This is a genomic window from Streptomyces sp. NBC_00986, from assembly GCF_045162565.1.
Classification (GTDB): domain Bacteria; phylum Actinomycetota; class Actinomycetes; order Streptomycetales; family Streptomycetaceae; genus Streptomyces.
Genome location: NZ_CP108733.1, coordinates 1 through 13,926, shown reverse-complemented (window position 1 = coordinate 13,926; position 13,926 = coordinate 1). Strand labels below are relative to the sequence as shown.

Sequence of the window (13,926 nt, the reverse complement as noted above, 5' to 3'; positions counted from 1 at the left end):
TCCGCCGGCCACCGCATCCACGACCCGAGGAGATATGTATGACCACTGCCAGAAGTACGGCCGTCACGCCTGACCTGGACACCGGAATACGTGGAAACGGCGCCGATGCCGACCAGGCCGCCACGACGATACGCGGCCACCGCGCCTTGATCGACACCATCGACACCCGCATCATCGGCCTCGTCAAGGAACGCGCCGAACTCTCCGCCCAGGTACAGACGGCACGGATGTCGACGGGCGGGCCCCGGGTGTGCGTCTCCCGCGAAACACAGATCATCGGCCACTACAGCGACGAATTCGGCCGCTTCGGCGTCGAGTTCGCGAAACTGCTGCTGCGTGTTTCCCGCGGACCGAACTGACCGCAATCACATTCTGGGGGCAGGGTGCCCGCCTAGGGGTCCATAGCCGTAGTTCCTGCATGGGGCACGCACTTGAATGGGACATGAGTTCAACTAGACCCGGCCAGGCGGCTCCAGGGAGCCGTACGAACATCGGTGAAACCGAGGTGGGCACCATGACTTTCACACTTTCAGTCGGCCAGCGGGTGCGTCTGGAAGACCTGGAGGCTGCCGTACGCGACGGTCAGCATGTGGTCGTGGACGACGGCGTGCGCAAGCGCATCCACACGTCGAGGCAGACCCTGGAACATTTCGTGGACGACGGACGGGTCATTTACGGGGTCAACACCAGCATGGGTGGCTTCGTCGACTGGCTGGTTCCCATCAGCAAGGCGAAACAGCTTCAGGAAAACCTCATCAACGCCGTTGCCACCAATGTCGGAAAGCACCTCGACGACACCACCGTACGTGCCGTGATCCTGTCCCGGATCGTTTCGCTGGCCCGCGGCAACTCCGCCATTTCGCTGGAGAATTTCGAAAAGCTCGTCGCCGTCTACAATTCCGGAATCACCCCCTGCGTGCCCGAGAAGGGCTCGCTCGGCACCAGCGGCGACCTCGGCCCCCTCGCTGCGATCGCCCTCGTATGCGTCGGCCAGTGGCGCGCCCGCCTGAACGGCGAGACCCTGCCCGGCGCCGAGGCACTGCGCCAGGCAGGCATCGAACCGATGACCCTCAGCTTCAAGGAGGGCCTCGCCCTCATCAACGGCACCTCGGGCATGGTCGGCCTGGGCAGCCTCGTCCACTCGGCGGCGCGCCGGCTGTTCGATACCTATCTGCTGGTGTCCGCACTGTCCGTGGAAGGGCTCAGCGGCATGACCAAGCCGTTCGACCCGCGCGTTCACGAGCTCAAGCCGCACCGGGGACAGCGCGCCGTGGCAGCGGCCCTGTGGAACACCCTGCGCGACTCCAAGCTCGCTGTCGACGAACACGACACCGAGAAGATCCTCTCCGGCGAGATGGACTCCTCCACGAAGGCCGGCTCGCAGGCCATCGAGGACGCCTACTCGGTGCGCTGCACCCCGCAGATCCTCGGCCCCGTCCTCGACAGCATCACCGGCATCGGCAACACCCTCGAGGACGAGCTGAACTCCTCCAACGACAACCCGCTCATCGTTCCCGACGAGGACGAGGTCTTCCACAACGGCCACTTCCACGGACAGTACGTGTCCATGGCCATGGACCATCTGGTGATCGCCCTGACGACGCTGATGAACCTCTCCAACCGGCGCGTCGACCGCTACCTGGACAAGAGCAACAGCAACGGGCTGCCGCCGTTCCTGTGCCGCGAGGACCCCGGTCTGCGCCTGGGCCTGATGGGCGGTCAGTTCATGACCGCCTCCATCACCGCGGAGACCCGCGCCTCGGCCATGCCGATGTCCATCCAGACGCTCACCAGCACAGCGGACTTCCAGGACATCGTGTCGTTCGGGTTCGTCGCGGCCCGCCGAGCCCGCGAGGTGCTCACCAACGCCAAGTACGTCGTCGCCTTCGAGCTGCTGTGCGCCTGCCAGGCCGTCGACATCCGCGGCCGCGAAGGCCTGTCCCCGGCCACGCGTCAACTCTACGAGCGCACCCGCGAACTGGTCCCCTACTTCGACCATGACGAGACCATCACGGACTACATCGAGGCGATCGCCGCCGAGATCCTCTGACCTGGCCCACGGCACGGGTCCACCACGACTCCAGGCATACTCCGGTCCACCCCCTGAAGCTGCCCGCGATACGGGTATCGAGCAGGGGGTGCGGCATGAGCAGGACCGCAGTGGTGGTCGGCGCGACCGGACAGATCGGTCCGGCCGTGGTCAGGACACTCGCCGAGGACGGCTGGCGCGTACGCGCCGTCTCGCGCACCGGGCAGGACGCGGGCTGGTCTCCCGACTGGAACGTGGAGACCGTACGCGCCGACCGGGACGACGACGCACAGCTGCGATCCGCGATCGGCCCGGGCGCCGACGTACTCGTCGACGTCATCGCGTACACCGGCCGCCACGGCGAGCAGCTGCGCTCACTGGCCGGGCTGGTCGGATCGGCCGTCGCGATCTCCACCTCCGCGCTCTACACCGACGACGAGGAACGCGGCTTCGGCACCATGATGGGCCCGCGCGGCTTCGGCGTCTTCCCTGAGCCCATCGAAGAGGGCCAGCGCATGGTGGAGGCCGGTGAGGACAACTACCTCACCCAGAAGCGCGCCATGGAAGCCGCCGCCACCCACGCCCCCCACGGCAGCCGGAGCCCGCTGCCCGTGACCCTGCTGCGCGTGGGCGCCCCGCACGGCCCCCGCGGCAAGAAGCCCTCCGAGTGGTGGTTCGTCAAACGCGCCCTCGACAACCGGCCCGTGCGCGTTCTGGCCCACCAGGGCCTGACTCGCTTCCACCCCGCACACACCTCCAACATCGCCGAGGCCGTACGGCTCGCAGCCCACACACCCGGCACCCGCGCCCTCAACATCGGTGACCCCGACGTCCCCACGGCACGACAGATCGCCACCGCCGTCGACGAACTCCTCGGCGCGAGCTCGGAGATCGTCGGCATGCCGGGACCGGCCGAGGGCATGGTGGGCCTGCACCCGTACGGGGTGCCGAACCCGTTCGTGCTGAGCCTGGAAGCAGCCGGCCGCGAGATCGGCTACAAACCGGTCACCGGTTACCTGGAGTCGCTGCCCGGCACCGTCGAGTCACTGCTGTCCGCCGTACGGGACCGGGACTGGACCGAGGTCTTCCCGGCCCTGGCCCACCACCCGGCCGGCTTCTCCTTCTTCGACTACGACGCGGAGGACCACTGGCTCGCCGCCCACCACAACGGCTGAGAGACGACGATGACCGAGACGACAGCGAACCCCTCTTCCCCGCCGTCGGTGCCCCCCGGCACGCGGAACTCCGCCAGCCAGCGCCACCTCTCGTCCCTGGACGGCCTGCGCGCCATAGCCGTACTGAGCGTGGTCCTCTACCACACCGGCCAGCTCCCCTTCGGCTGGCTGGGCGTGCCGATGTTCTTCGCGCTCAGCGGCCACTTCATCACCCGCACCCTGCTGGGCCACGAGGACCTCAGCCGTGGCCGGCGCGCGCGGGACTTCTTCCGCAACCGCGCACTGCGACTGGCCCCCCTCTACCTGAGCGTCTGCGCAGTCGTCACCGTCTGCGCGCTCGCCGGCTACCACCACGCCGAGATCACCTCGGACCTGCCCTACCTGTGGACGTGGACCTACGACTTCCGCACCCTCGCGGGAGACTTCGCACCCCCCACGGTGCCCATCTACAACCAGTTCTGGTCCCTGTGCGTCGAAGCCCAGCTCTACATCGTCTGGGCTCTGCTGGTGCTGCTCCTGCCACGCCGCTGGTTCGTCCGCGCCGCCGTCGCACTCGCCCTCGGCGGCCCCCTGCTCCGCGTCGGCCTCTACTTCCTCCTCAAAGCCACCGAGACGAACGGCTACCTCCGGCTTTTCACCATCGCCCAGTCGCCGCTGACCTACATCGAGACGTTCGCCGTCGGAGCCCTGACAGCACTGCCCGAACTACGCCGCCAACTGCCCCGCCTCGCCGCGGCCGCGGCGACCGTGTTCGTGCTCGCTACCCTCGCACTCCTCGGCCACAACCTGGCCACCGGTCACGGAATGCCCGGGAACTGGGGTTACCCCGTCACCTTCCCGGATCATTACGGCTGGGTCTGGCAGTACACCGTGGTCTCGTTCTTCTTCGGCGCACTCGTCCACTTCGCCTCCCGCGAAGGCCTGTTCGCACAGGTCCTGTCACCGCGCTGGCTGGTCCGCACAGGCGTCATCTCGTACGGCATCTACGCCCTGCACGTTCCTCTCCTCGGCCAGCTGGCCCCGCACATGAAACACACCCTCACCGGCTGGAGCGGCTCCGACCTGTGCTTCGCGGCCCTGGTCCTCGCGAGCACCTATGCCGCCGCCGAACTCAGCTTCCGGTTCCTGGAGACCCCCTTCCTCAAGCTCAAAAAACGCTCCCTGGCCCACCGCATAGCCGCAGAACACCACGCGTCCGCCACCACGATCGTGCGCTGACCGGCTGCTCACCGCCGCGGCTCTGCTGGGCGGGCAGCCACCGGACGCCAGGGGTTGCCCAGCTTTGGAGAGCGGGGCTTTGGCGCAAGTTACTGACAGATGGCTTCGGTGTGGGGCTGAGTGCAGGTCCCGGCCAGCTCCCCTACAGCGAACAACTGCGCTGGCACGGCCGACGCTGCCCCGCACACGCCGGACCTCGACGCGCGGCGCGGCGATCACCCACGGCGCCAGCACGGCATCGCCTGCAGTTGAGCCACGCAGCGTGCCGTGTCCAGGCACACCGCGTCATAGGAAAACCGCAGCACCGGCAGCCCCGTGGCCGCCCGGTCGGTCCGCCGCAGCCGGTCGTAGACGAAGGCGGCACGATCACTGCGGAAGGCGAACCCGTCCAACTCCACAGCCAGGTGCAGCGACTCGCCTGCGATCAGATAGCCCAGCCGGTAGATGCGCTCATGGACCCTCACCGGATGCTGACTGTGCACATGCGCCACGCAGCCCCGCTGCACGGCCGCAGTGAGCACCCAGCGCAGAAAGGCCCCTCCCAGGCAGGACGCCGACGGGACCAGCAGCTCCAGCCCGGCACTCACGCCGCCCCGCCAACTGGATCCTGCTGAGCCAGAACACGAGCATGCTCTTCTACGACGGCACCACGCCGACGCTCACCATGTTCAGCCCGGGCGCGTACCACACCTTGATCAACTCAGACTGTCGCAGCGTGCTCGATGAGACGCCGAACAGGACCTCATCAACCCCCGCACCGACCCCGACTGCCGGTGATGCTCCCCGCATGAGCAGTTCGCGCTCGGACCGGCCGACTGCCACGGGACACCAAACTGACCAACCTGGTGCTGCCATTCCGCAATGGGCCTACCAGCGCATGCCCAACTCGTCGAGTGCCGCCAGACGTTCCGGGGTGAGCTTGTCGGCCCTGCGCCGTGTGTTGTCGAGCCACCCCCCGAGTCGAACCGGCACACCACTCTCCCCGTCCCCACCGGCCAGCTCCTCGACGAACTTCCTCGGGACACGGAGGTGGCCTTCACGCGCGTGGAACTGGCGGGCGGCGGCGAGATGCGTGGCCCATCGGTCGGTCCGAGTCCGTCTCCCCGCCTGCGTTGCCGTCTCTGCCGGCGTGAGCGGCTGCAGGCCAAGGACACTGTCGAGCAGCCACTGCTGCACCGGTGCCAGCCTGTCCCAGCCGGCCCGCTGTGCCTGGATCCAGGCGCCGAGGTCCTCGCCCTGCACGATCGCCTCACCCGCCCCTGCCGGCAGTGCCCCGCCGGCGCGGACGTGGGTGAGCGTCAGGTGGAAGCCGCGTTGCCAGTCGATGCCCCATCCGGGGCACCAGGCCGGGTCGATCCCGTCCAGGGCGTCCAGACGGCTCTCGGAGAGTTCACCGGCCGACGAGATGCCCGTTTCCCCGGCGGCACGCCGCTCGGCGTTCGCGCGGGTCTTGCGGGCCGCTGCACGCTGGTTCTTCAGCCACACCCCGATCGCCATCCCATCACCGCCCCAGACCGCGGTGGCGGGCGCGAGAAGATGCCCGTGCACGGCTGCGTAGTCCTTGGCGACGGCGAGTCCATCGGCCCAGGCGGTGTCCCACGCCGACCACACCACCCCGAGCGCCTCAAGCTCGACAACCCGTCTGGCCTCCAGCGTGCCGGCGGCGTAAGAGCGCCGTACATCCGCCAACCAGCGGCCCAGCGGATACCCCCCGACCGCGCCCCACTCCTCAGGCGCCACGAACACGTAGGGCACCCGCAGCCCGGCGCTGCCGCTCTCGCGCAGCCACTTCGCCGCGGCCTCGACGCCCCGCCGCCAGTACGCCCCCTCGGGGTCGATGATCCGCAGCCGGATGAACTGCGTCAGCGCGAACGGATCACGCTCCTCACTGAAGCGCAGCACCCCCGCCGCAGCCCCACTGACCGCTGCAAGGCCCCGCTCCTGCCCGCTGTCCTCACCCTCGAACCCGCCCTCCCCGTCCCCCTGCCCGACCCCGGGACGACTGTTGCGGACCCGCGCCTCCGCGAGCGCAGAGACCGTCTCCGCATCGTGAGACCGCAGCGCCCCGAGGACCTTTGCAAGAGCGCTCAGCGAGGCCGAGGTCAGCATGTCGTCGGGATCCTCGTCCGGTCCGAGGAACACCGGAACGATCAGCGTGGCCAGCTTCCCCGCTCCCGGCTGCATCCGCAGCGCCCGGCCGACCATCTGCACGATGTCGATCATCGAACCACGCGCATCCGCGAACAGCACCGCGTCACATTCAGCTGTATCGACGCCTTCTCCAAGGACGCGAACGGAACTCAGCACACGCAGTGCGGCGGGAACATCCCGTTCCCCGGACTGCGGCCCTCGAAGGAAATCCGACGCGAACTCCTCCAGCACCCGACGCCGGTGCAGCGGCGGGTGCCCGCCGTACAGCCAGCCGGCCCACACCCGCTCCGCAGCCGGAAACGTGTCAGAGTCGTCCCGGGCGAGCCGGGCAGCGACCGCCGGCACCCCGGCCGCCATCGCCTCCGCCTCACCCACCCGGCTGTGAAAAGCCAGCACCCGCCGAAACCGCTCCTCGACGGCAGCCCTCATCAGCCCCGTCTGAACCGCCGCCAGCCGGACCCCGCGCACGGCGTCGGAGCCGGTGTCCCCGCTCGTCAGCACGGCATGGAGGCCAGGGTCACGGATGTCGAGACACAGCACCTGATACGGAGCCACCAGCCCCAGCCGGATGGCCTCCGACAGCCGCAACCTGTACGCGACCGGCCCGAAGACAGGGGAGTCCTCCTCCATACTCGCCACCAGCCGCGGGGCGCCGCCCTCCGCCTCCCAGACACGCGCCGTCGCCGTCATGTACAGCCGCCGCACCGCCGGAATCTGCTGCTGGTCATGCACCGCAGCCCACGGCCGGCCCGCATCACCACTCACCCGGTGCGCCTCATCCACCACCACCAAGTCCCACACCTGCAGTCCGGCCTCGTGCGCCCGCTGCACAACGCCCTGACCGACACAGGCGTAGGTCGCGAACACCGTCACCGGATCCGGCCCCGACGTCCACTCCACCAGCTCGGCCGGATCCGTCGTGCACGGCACACCACCACTCTCCCGCGCACGCAGAGAACAGACCCCCACCATCAAGCCCCTGCGCCCGCCCCGACGCCACGCACGCGCCATCTGAGTGAGGAGATCCAGGGTGGGCACCAGAACCAGCACCCGGCGGGCGGACAGCCGGCGCGCCGACTCGACACCGATCAGCGTCTTCCCGGACCCGGTAGCAGCGATGACCTGCGCCCTGAGGCCGTCGGCAGGCATACGGCCGCCGGGGAGGCCGGAAAGCGCCCGGACAACAGAATCAACGGCCTCAACCTGATGCGGACGCAGCGTCACATGCGGCATCCGAACATCTTCCACCAGCACCTGACAGGCACCCAACCAGCAGCACCCTGCCGCCCGCGAAGACGCCCCCGACCGCATCGTGAAGGCCGCCGCGACCCGGTCCGGGCCAGGTCACCAGGCCGCAGCCAACGGCACCGGCTCCACCGCGACACCCGGCAGCACCGAACACGCCGAGGGTTGCAATATTCGCATCAATAGTGCGTATCTTGTATACTTCTCGCTATGAGTATGGCCCTGGACGAGCGGCTGCGGTCGGCGATCGCCGCGCTCCTGCATGCGACAGGCGAGTCGCAGGCCGATCTCGCGGCCGCGCTGGGGGTGAGTCAGGCACAGGTGAGCCGCCGTCAGTCCGGAGCGGCCGCCTGGAGCCTGGCCGACTGCGACATCGTGGCCGCACACTACGGAATCGACGTACTGGAACTGCTGGCCGGCCCCACCCAGGCCACAGAGTCCCTGCCCACGCAACGCCGCCGACCAGCCGGCCGCACCGCAGCCCGCGCCCGCCGGACTGCTGCCGTGCAGGACGGGGGAGCACGATGACGGACTTCGAGGCAATCGACGCCCTGCTCGCCCGAGCCAAGCAGGAAACACCCTTGCCGCCCGTTGAAGAACGCCGCCCTCTACGGGAGGCACTGAACGTCTCACGCACCCAGCTCGCACAAGCTCTGGGCGTCGGCACGTCCACGGTCGGGGGCTGGGAGTCCGGACGCGACCCGAGCGGCGAAGTGCGCGAGAAATACGCCTACTTCCTCAACGGAGCCCGCACCAAGCTGGACACCGCCGCAACTGCAGACACAGAGCCCGCCACCGAACCTCCAGAGGAGCCAGCGGAAGCCGACGAGCTGGCCGACCTGGACGACGTCGACGAACTAGCCGTCCCGCAGCCGTGCGTACTGTGCGGGCAGCCCGCCCACCACCAGGTCGAAGGATTCCCCCAACACCTGGACCCAGCCGACTGCGGTCCCGCCCCGGCAGCCCCGGCCACTGAGCCCGCCTCGGAGCGGGAGCCTGCCGGGCGTGCCGAGGCGTGGCGTCCGGCGGCCGCGGACAGGCCGGTGCGGCAACTCGGGCGCGGGGTGAAGGTGGTGCCGGTCGGGCGTCGTATGCAGACCGCCGACACCCCGGACCCGATCGCGTCCGCCGTCGCCGCCGTGCTCGCTGAGCACGCCGGCGATGTCGAGGCGGCGACCGCGACGTTGGTGAAGCGGGCGATCCCGGACGCGATGACCCTGCTCGACACAACCCGCAAGGGCGGCCGCTACGACGTCGTCGCGCACCCGTGGCTACCCGACGTGCTACGCAAGCAGACCGCGCGGGGCGCCGACCAGATCTGGGAGGCCCGCCCTAAATGGGCCCGCCCCGAACTCCCGCCAGGTGTGCACGAGGTGACCGCGCTCGACATCAACGGCGCCTACCTGTCCGCACTCAAGACCCACCTCCCGCTCGGTCAGCTGGAACACTCCACCGGCGACCACCACGACCGCCGCCGGGCCGGCATCCACCTGATCACCCCACCCGCCTGGAACCACGACACGGTCCTGCCCAACCCGATCGGCAACCGCGACGAAGCCGGCCCGCTGTGGATCACGGAGCCGACCCTGCGCCTGCTGCTGCGGATCTCCAGCCCCAAGTACGCCCTGTGCGAGCCGCCCGCAATCCACGAATCGTGGACGTCGGGCGCCACCGAGAGCCTGCTGGAGAAGTTCCGCATCACCCTCAAGGACGCCCGCGACACCGCGATCACCGACGGCGACGACGTAACCCTGGAGTACGTGAAGGCGATGTACTCGAAATTCGTCTCAACCATGGGGGAGTCAAACTACAACCGGGACCTGTACCGCACCGACTGGATGCACCTCATTCGTTCCCAGGCATTCGTGAATTTGTGGTGGAAAGCCCACCGCGCCTACGACGAAGGCCTTATGGTGGTACGCGCGATGGGCACCGACGAATTGCATGTCATCGGCGAATGGCGCGCCATTTTCCCCGAAGGGCGCGGCGTGACCGAGGTGAAGGTCAAGGACATTTACACGGTCGGCACCGCGACGGAAGAGAAGGCCTGAAATGCCCGAGCGGAACATCGACTTCGGCAAGTACGGCGCACGCGGCATCAAGGGCTACGAAGCCGTCGCCCGCCAACTGGACGCCCTCGCCGGCTACATCGCCACCCCGATCACCGCCCGGCGAGGCCTCCTCGCCCGCCTGCACTACCTCACCCGCACCGACCACGCCCAGGCCGCCGCACGCGCCGCCGGCCTGACCGTCACCCGCCGCACGCTGCGCGCCTGGCTGAACGGCACCCGCACGCCCTCACGAAAGAACCTCGCCGCGATCGAGCAGGCCTACCGCACCGTGCGCCGCGAGAACGTCGCCCGCTACCTCCTCACCCGCCTCAACCGCGGCACCCGAGTCGAGATCCACCCCCTCAACCAGTCACAGGTGGACCGCCCCCACCAACGAGCAGTGGAGTTTCGGACGATGAACGTGCGTCACTGGGACCGGATCGTCGCCGCGTGGGTGGCTGGCGACGACCAGGAGCTGGACGACGCGTGGGTCGACCAGGTCGTCGACCTCGGCTCCCAGTGGGGGCAGTACGAGTACGTCACCAACATCGGCTTCGCGGCATGAGTACGTTCGGCAACCATCTGTGATCCTGCGAGCAGGGCCCCGCACATGGTGCGGGGCCCTGCTTCATGTCCGGCGACGACCGCGACGATCCGCCGTCGACGTGTCGGGATATCCCTATCTACGCGGCCATGTCCACGTCGGTGCTCTCGTGGCTGGACAGCTTGAGGGGGATGGCGGCCGTCTTCTGCTTGGTCCGGGCGAGCGTCTCCTGGAGGGCCTTGAGCCGCTTGGCCTCCGCGTCGGCGTGGGCCCGGTCCACCGCGGCGAGCCACGGTTCGAGGTCGGCAGGGCTGACGACGTAGCAGGCCTTGAGGAAGGCGATGGTCTGCCGGAGGTCGACGGGCAGCATCTCGCCCTTGATGACGCGGCGGGTGCTGCTGCTGGGCAGCACGCCGATCTCGGACATCCGTTCCATCTCACCGGGCGTGGGATAGCCAGCCCACACATGCTGTCGGCGCAGGTCGCGGAGCAGGTCGGCCCGCGTGGAGATCAGGTCTGGGTCGGGGGCGCTGGGAACGTAGTACGGGGCCCGGGTGTCCCGGCGGGCACGGATCCACAGCTCCTGGCCGCGGTTGATGGCGGAGCTGAGGGCCGCGACGGTCATCTCCTTGCTGGTGGAGGTCGTGGCGATGAAGGCCAAGACGGTTTCCTGGGAGGGCACGGAGTTGCCGGAGGCGGCCCGCTCGAACGTGGCCTTCGAAGGGATGCCGTTGACCTCCTGGGACATCTGCTCGTAGGTCTGGCCGGACCGGGCCTTGCGCTCGCGCAGGAAGTCCGCGAGCTTCGCGCGTGCCGGAACGGTGCGGTTCACCGGCTTCTCGGGGCGCCCCACGCCGATCACCTCAGTTCCCTGCACTGAAGTAGGCACGGACCATGCGGCTGATACGGCCGGCCCTGCTGCTGCCGGTCACTGCCATCGCGACGACGGTGGCGCCGGTGGTGCCGGCGCCCGCGAGGAGCAGCAGGACATCGCGGACGTTCATGCCCGAAGGGGCGAGGAAGGCCGCGGTGACGACGAACGCGACGATGACGACCGCCTGCGGCATGCCGAACCGGCCGGCCGTGGTCGTGGTGCTGGTGCCGGTCGACACCGGCGTGGTGGCCGCGGCGCCCGCCGCAGCAGTGGGCTTTCCGCCCATGTGTGTATCCCCTTACGTACCGTCCGGCGATCAGGAGATCGCCGGACGGCGCTACTTGCTCCAACCGGACTCGTCTCCCATGCGCCTGGCGAGAGTTGGCGCTCTCGACACGTGGGAGACCTGCTGCTCCACAGGGTCCCAGCCGCTACGGCATGTATGACAGTCGGTCAAACCGTTGGCTCACCAACGCTCCAAAAGGCCACCAGTGACCTCCGTCACGCGATTGCAGGCGCAGACCAGTACGTGCGGGTATGGCGAATGTGAAGATCGAAAGGTGTTGGCGCAGGTCACGGCGTCGAACACGGCCCTAGCATGCGGCGGGGATGGCCGAAATTGTGAGTGCGCAATTCTCACCTGGCGATCTACCAGATATGTGCGCAAGGCTGGCATAGTTGGACACGGGCGTGCTGACCTGCGTTGATTCAATTTCGCGCCGCCCGTGATCTGAGTGCATCAGAAAGTCCAGGCACACTCGTAGTCAGCTACCGGTGGGCGTACGCCGACCGTGGCGCCCTGATTGCTACTGGCTCCAACCGGCACGCAGCAGGGAAGCAGAGAAGGTGTTGGCGCACCTCTCTCCACGTGAAGCCGATCGCCTACGCCCATCACGGGCGGGCATCGGCTTCACCTGCATTGCGTACGTATTCGGACCGGCCTGGGAAGCGCCGACGGTGTGCGCTTCCACTGCGCACCGCGATTTGCCCTACGTGACGGCTGTTGGAGCCCAGGTGCTCGCACCGGTCCATACGGATTACCGGCGTTCGGCGCAGGGCGTCGGCGGCGTGCGCGAGCAGCACCTGTCGCCCCACCCGAGAGCGTCCGTCCGTCGCCTGATGCCCCCTCACCACGGGCCTCGGCTCGACACATCTGCTTCTCCGACTCCCGCGGCGAAGCAGATGGAGAACATCATCAACGACGCGGAGCTCCGCGCCTTGGACCGCGTCCTGGCCGTCCTCTCCGTCGACCCCAAGGCCGGCGCGCTGATTCCGGGCACCGTCCCGTCGTCACCGCCGACGGAGAGACAGCAGGCCTCGCCGAGCCGGGGGTGGGTTCAGGACAGGCAGCAGCGCCTCTCGGAATTCCGCCAGGGCATGTTCCACCCGGCCTTCCTCCGCGAAGTTCTCGACGATCGTGGTGAACACGTTCCCTGCTGCCGCAGCCAGGTCCCGTTCCTGGCGACTCATCAGCGGCGCGGCGGCAGCTCCAAGGCGAATGAGCGGCCCAGCCAGTCCGGCCGCCGATGCTGTGTGGTCCCGGTCCCACTGCCTGATGACCTTCGACGCGTTGCCGTAGCCGGTGAGGAGACCAAGGCGACCTCGCCCTGACCGAGACCACTCCGCAAGTCCCTGGACCAGTGCGTGCATGCCGACGGTCAGCCGTGTTCTTCGGCTACCCGTGAGCTGGTCATGGAGACCGCCTGTCACCTTCAGGTCGAGCACCGCCGCGATCAGCTCGTCCGCCTGCGCTTGCAGCTCCGTCCGGTCGTCCATCCGTTGCTTGCGGGCTTCGGTGCGCCGTGTCTGCCAGTCGTTCGCTACCGCCCCGAGACCCAGGAGAGCCGCTCCACTGGCAAGTGTGAGGAGCGTGTTAATGAGATCACCGTTCATGTCCCACTCGACACTGGGACCAGCTCGCTTAGTTCCCCGGTTCACCCTTTCAGGGTGGGGCCTGCGGCGGTGTTACGGCGCAGGCCCCACCACCGCAGGCAGAGTCGGTCCGTCGAAGTACCGTCCAATAGGGGATATGCAAATACCCCCAGAATTAATCCGTTGCGAAGAATTACGCCACCGAACCGATAAGAGAAAAATGAAGGCTCGCGTGAGTTCCCTGTTCGAAACTACACGCGAGCCTCATTCGATGTTACTTATTTCTGCGATTCCTGAAATAGCAAACAGTCTTACGCAAAGAAACTGTCAAGCCGAGCCAGCAGAAGTAAATTTAAATACTGAAATTAGTGTAGCGATCGTTAGTGTTGGATATTCTTTCTTTTGTTAATTTGTCAGGCATATACCCTCCATTCTTATCGATACAGTCGTAGGAGTTTTTCATCGGCCGATCGATCGACGATATTGGGGAGTAAATGCACTGAATTGGTTGTGGCGAATTACTCCAGAATTTATCTAGTTCTCAAGAGTGACGCATTTCTCGAAGAGGCCTCCATTCACCTCTGAACCCGCCCCTAGCCAGCTGCTTTCGCAGGGCTGGGGCGCGGAGCGCACCGGTCCTGTCCGGGGCCGGCCGGAGGCTGGTCCCGTTGCCGGATCGCGGAGCGAGCCGGTGACCGGAACGGAGTTCCGGTCTTCCGCGCGGAGCGCGGAGAGTGTCGCGTAGCGACACCGCGTCGTGTCTGCGG

General features: G+C 67.8%; 12 protein-coding genes. 7 read left to right on the top strand and 5 right to left on the bottom strand.

What is annotated here, in order from left to right; translation table 11 throughout:
* Positions 1-38: 38 nt before the first annotated feature.
* The 4 genes from OG504_RS00060 (at position 39) to OG504_RS00045 (ending at position 4,422) form a co-directional block, all read left to right on the top strand.
* Positions 39-359: a chorismate mutase gene (locus tag OG504_RS00060; RefSeq protein ID WP_405987758.1), complete on the top strand. Its 321-nt coding sequence runs from the start codon at positions 39-41 to the stop codon at positions 357-359.
* Between the two features lie 155 nt (positions 360-514).
* Positions 515-2,050 carry a phenylalanine aminomutase (D-beta-phenylalanine forming) gene (locus tag OG504_RS00055; RefSeq protein WP_405987757.1) on the top strand — a complete coding sequence of 512 codons (1,536 nt, stop codon included), beginning with the start codon at positions 515-517 and terminating at the stop codon, positions 2,048-2,050.
* Positions 2,051-2,145: 95 nt separating this feature from the next.
* Entirely contained in the window at positions 2,146-3,204 is a 1,059-nt protein-coding gene (locus tag OG504_RS00050) for an NAD-dependent epimerase/dehydratase family protein (RefSeq protein ID WP_405987756.1), read from the top strand.
* Positions 3,205-3,213: 9 nt separating this feature from the next.
* On the top strand, positions 3,214-4,422 hold the full coding sequence (locus OG504_RS00045) for an acyltransferase family protein (protein WP_405987755.1): 1,209 nt from the start codon (positions 3,214-3,216) through the stop codon (positions 4,420-4,422).
* A 215-nt stretch (positions 4,423-4,637) separates the two neighbouring features.
* On the opposite strand, the gene OG504_RS00040 is transcribed toward OG504_RS00045, so the two are convergent.
* Together OG504_RS00040 and OG504_RS00035 are read right to left on the bottom strand one after the other, a co-directional pair.
* A complete protein-coding gene (locus tag OG504_RS00040; protein WP_405987754.1) occupies positions 4,638-5,009 on the bottom strand; it encodes a hypothetical protein in 372 nt (123 codons plus the stop codon).
* Positions 5,010-5,289: 280 nt separating this feature from the next.
* Positions 5,290-7,806 carry a Helicase associated domain protein gene (locus OG504_RS00035; RefSeq protein WP_405987753.1) on the bottom strand — a complete coding sequence of 839 codons (2,517 nt, stop codon included), beginning with the start codon at positions 7,804-7,806 and terminating at the stop codon, positions 5,290-5,292.
* Between the two features lie 222 nt (positions 7,807-8,028).
* Here OG504_RS00035 and OG504_RS00030 point away from each other — a divergent pair, with 222 nt between their 5' ends.
* Genes OG504_RS00030 through OG504_RS00020 form a run of 3 tightly spaced genes read left to right on the top strand, consistent with a single transcriptional unit; the run spans position 8,029 to position 10,434 of the window.
* Entirely contained in the window at positions 8,029-8,346 is a 318-nt protein-coding gene (locus OG504_RS00030) for a helix-turn-helix domain-containing protein (RefSeq protein WP_405987752.1), read from the top strand.
* Entirely contained in the window at positions 8,343-9,869 is a 1,527-nt protein-coding gene (locus tag OG504_RS00025) for a helix-turn-helix domain-containing protein (protein ID WP_405987751.1), read from the top strand. Before OG504_RS00030 ends, OG504_RS00025 begins: the two co-directional genes overlap by 4 nt.
* 1 nt (position 9,870) lies before the next feature.
* Entirely contained in the window at positions 9,871-10,434 is a 564-nt protein-coding gene (locus OG504_RS00020; RefSeq protein WP_405987750.1) for a helix-turn-helix domain-containing protein, read from the top strand.
* Positions 10,435-10,552: 118 nt separating this feature from the next.
* On the opposite strand, the gene OG504_RS00015 is transcribed toward OG504_RS00020, so the two are convergent.
* The 3 genes from OG504_RS00015 to OG504_RS00005 all read right to left on the bottom strand — a co-directional run bounded on the left by OG504_RS00015 (position 10,553) and on the right by OG504_RS00005 (position 13,180).
* Entirely contained in the window at positions 10,553-11,266 is a 714-nt protein-coding gene (locus OG504_RS00015) for a hypothetical protein (RefSeq protein WP_405987749.1), read from the bottom strand.
* A gap of 10 nt (positions 11,267-11,276) precedes the next feature.
* Positions 11,277-11,573 (bottom strand): hypothetical protein, encoded by a 297-nt coding sequence (locus OG504_RS00010; RefSeq protein ID WP_405987748.1) that lies wholly within the window; start codon positions 11,571-11,573, stop codon positions 11,277-11,279.
* A gap of 1,004 nt (positions 11,574-12,577) precedes the next feature.
* Entirely contained in the window at positions 12,578-13,180 is a 603-nt protein-coding gene (locus OG504_RS00005) for a hypothetical protein (RefSeq protein ID WP_405987747.1), read from the bottom strand.
* Between the last annotated feature and the right edge of the window lie 746 nt (positions 13,181-13,926).

Excerpts from the sequence above, each read along its gene's own strand:
- OG504_RS00060 (WP_405987758.1), top strand. The coding sequence starts at position 39 with ATGACCACTGCCAGAAGTACGGCCGTCACGCCTGACCTGGACACCGGA.
- OG504_RS00055 (WP_405987757.1), top strand. The coding sequence starts at position 515 with ATGACTTTCACACTTTCAGTCGGCCAGCGGGTGCGTCTGGAAGACCTG.
- OG504_RS00050 (WP_405987756.1), top strand. The coding sequence starts at position 2,146 with ATGAGCAGGACCGCAGTGGTGGTCGGCGCGACCGGACAGATCGGTCCG.
- OG504_RS00045 (WP_405987755.1), top strand. The coding sequence starts at position 3,214 with ATGACCGAGACGACAGCGAACCCCTCTTCCCCGCCGTCGGTGCCCCCC.
- OG504_RS00035 (WP_405987753.1), bottom strand. The coding sequence starts at position 7,806 with ATGCCGCATGTGACGCTGCGTCCGCATCAGGTTGAGGCCGTTGATTCT.
- OG504_RS00030 (WP_405987752.1), top strand. The coding sequence starts at position 8,029 with ATGAGTATGGCCCTGGACGAGCGGCTGCGGTCGGCGATCGCCGCGCTC.
- OG504_RS00025 (WP_405987751.1), top strand. The coding sequence starts at position 8,343 with ATGACGGACTTCGAGGCAATCGACGCCCTGCTCGCCCGAGCCAAGCAG.
- OG504_RS00020 (WP_405987750.1), top strand. The coding sequence starts at position 9,871 with ATGCCCGAGCGGAACATCGACTTCGGCAAGTACGGCGCACGCGGCATC.
- OG504_RS00010 (WP_405987748.1), bottom strand. The coding sequence starts at position 11,573 with ATGGGCGGAAAGCCCACTGCTGCGGCGGGCGCCGCGGCCACCACGCCG.
- OG504_RS00005 (WP_405987747.1), bottom strand. The coding sequence starts at position 13,180 with ATGAACGGTGATCTCATTAACACGCTCCTCACACTTGCCAGTGGAGCG.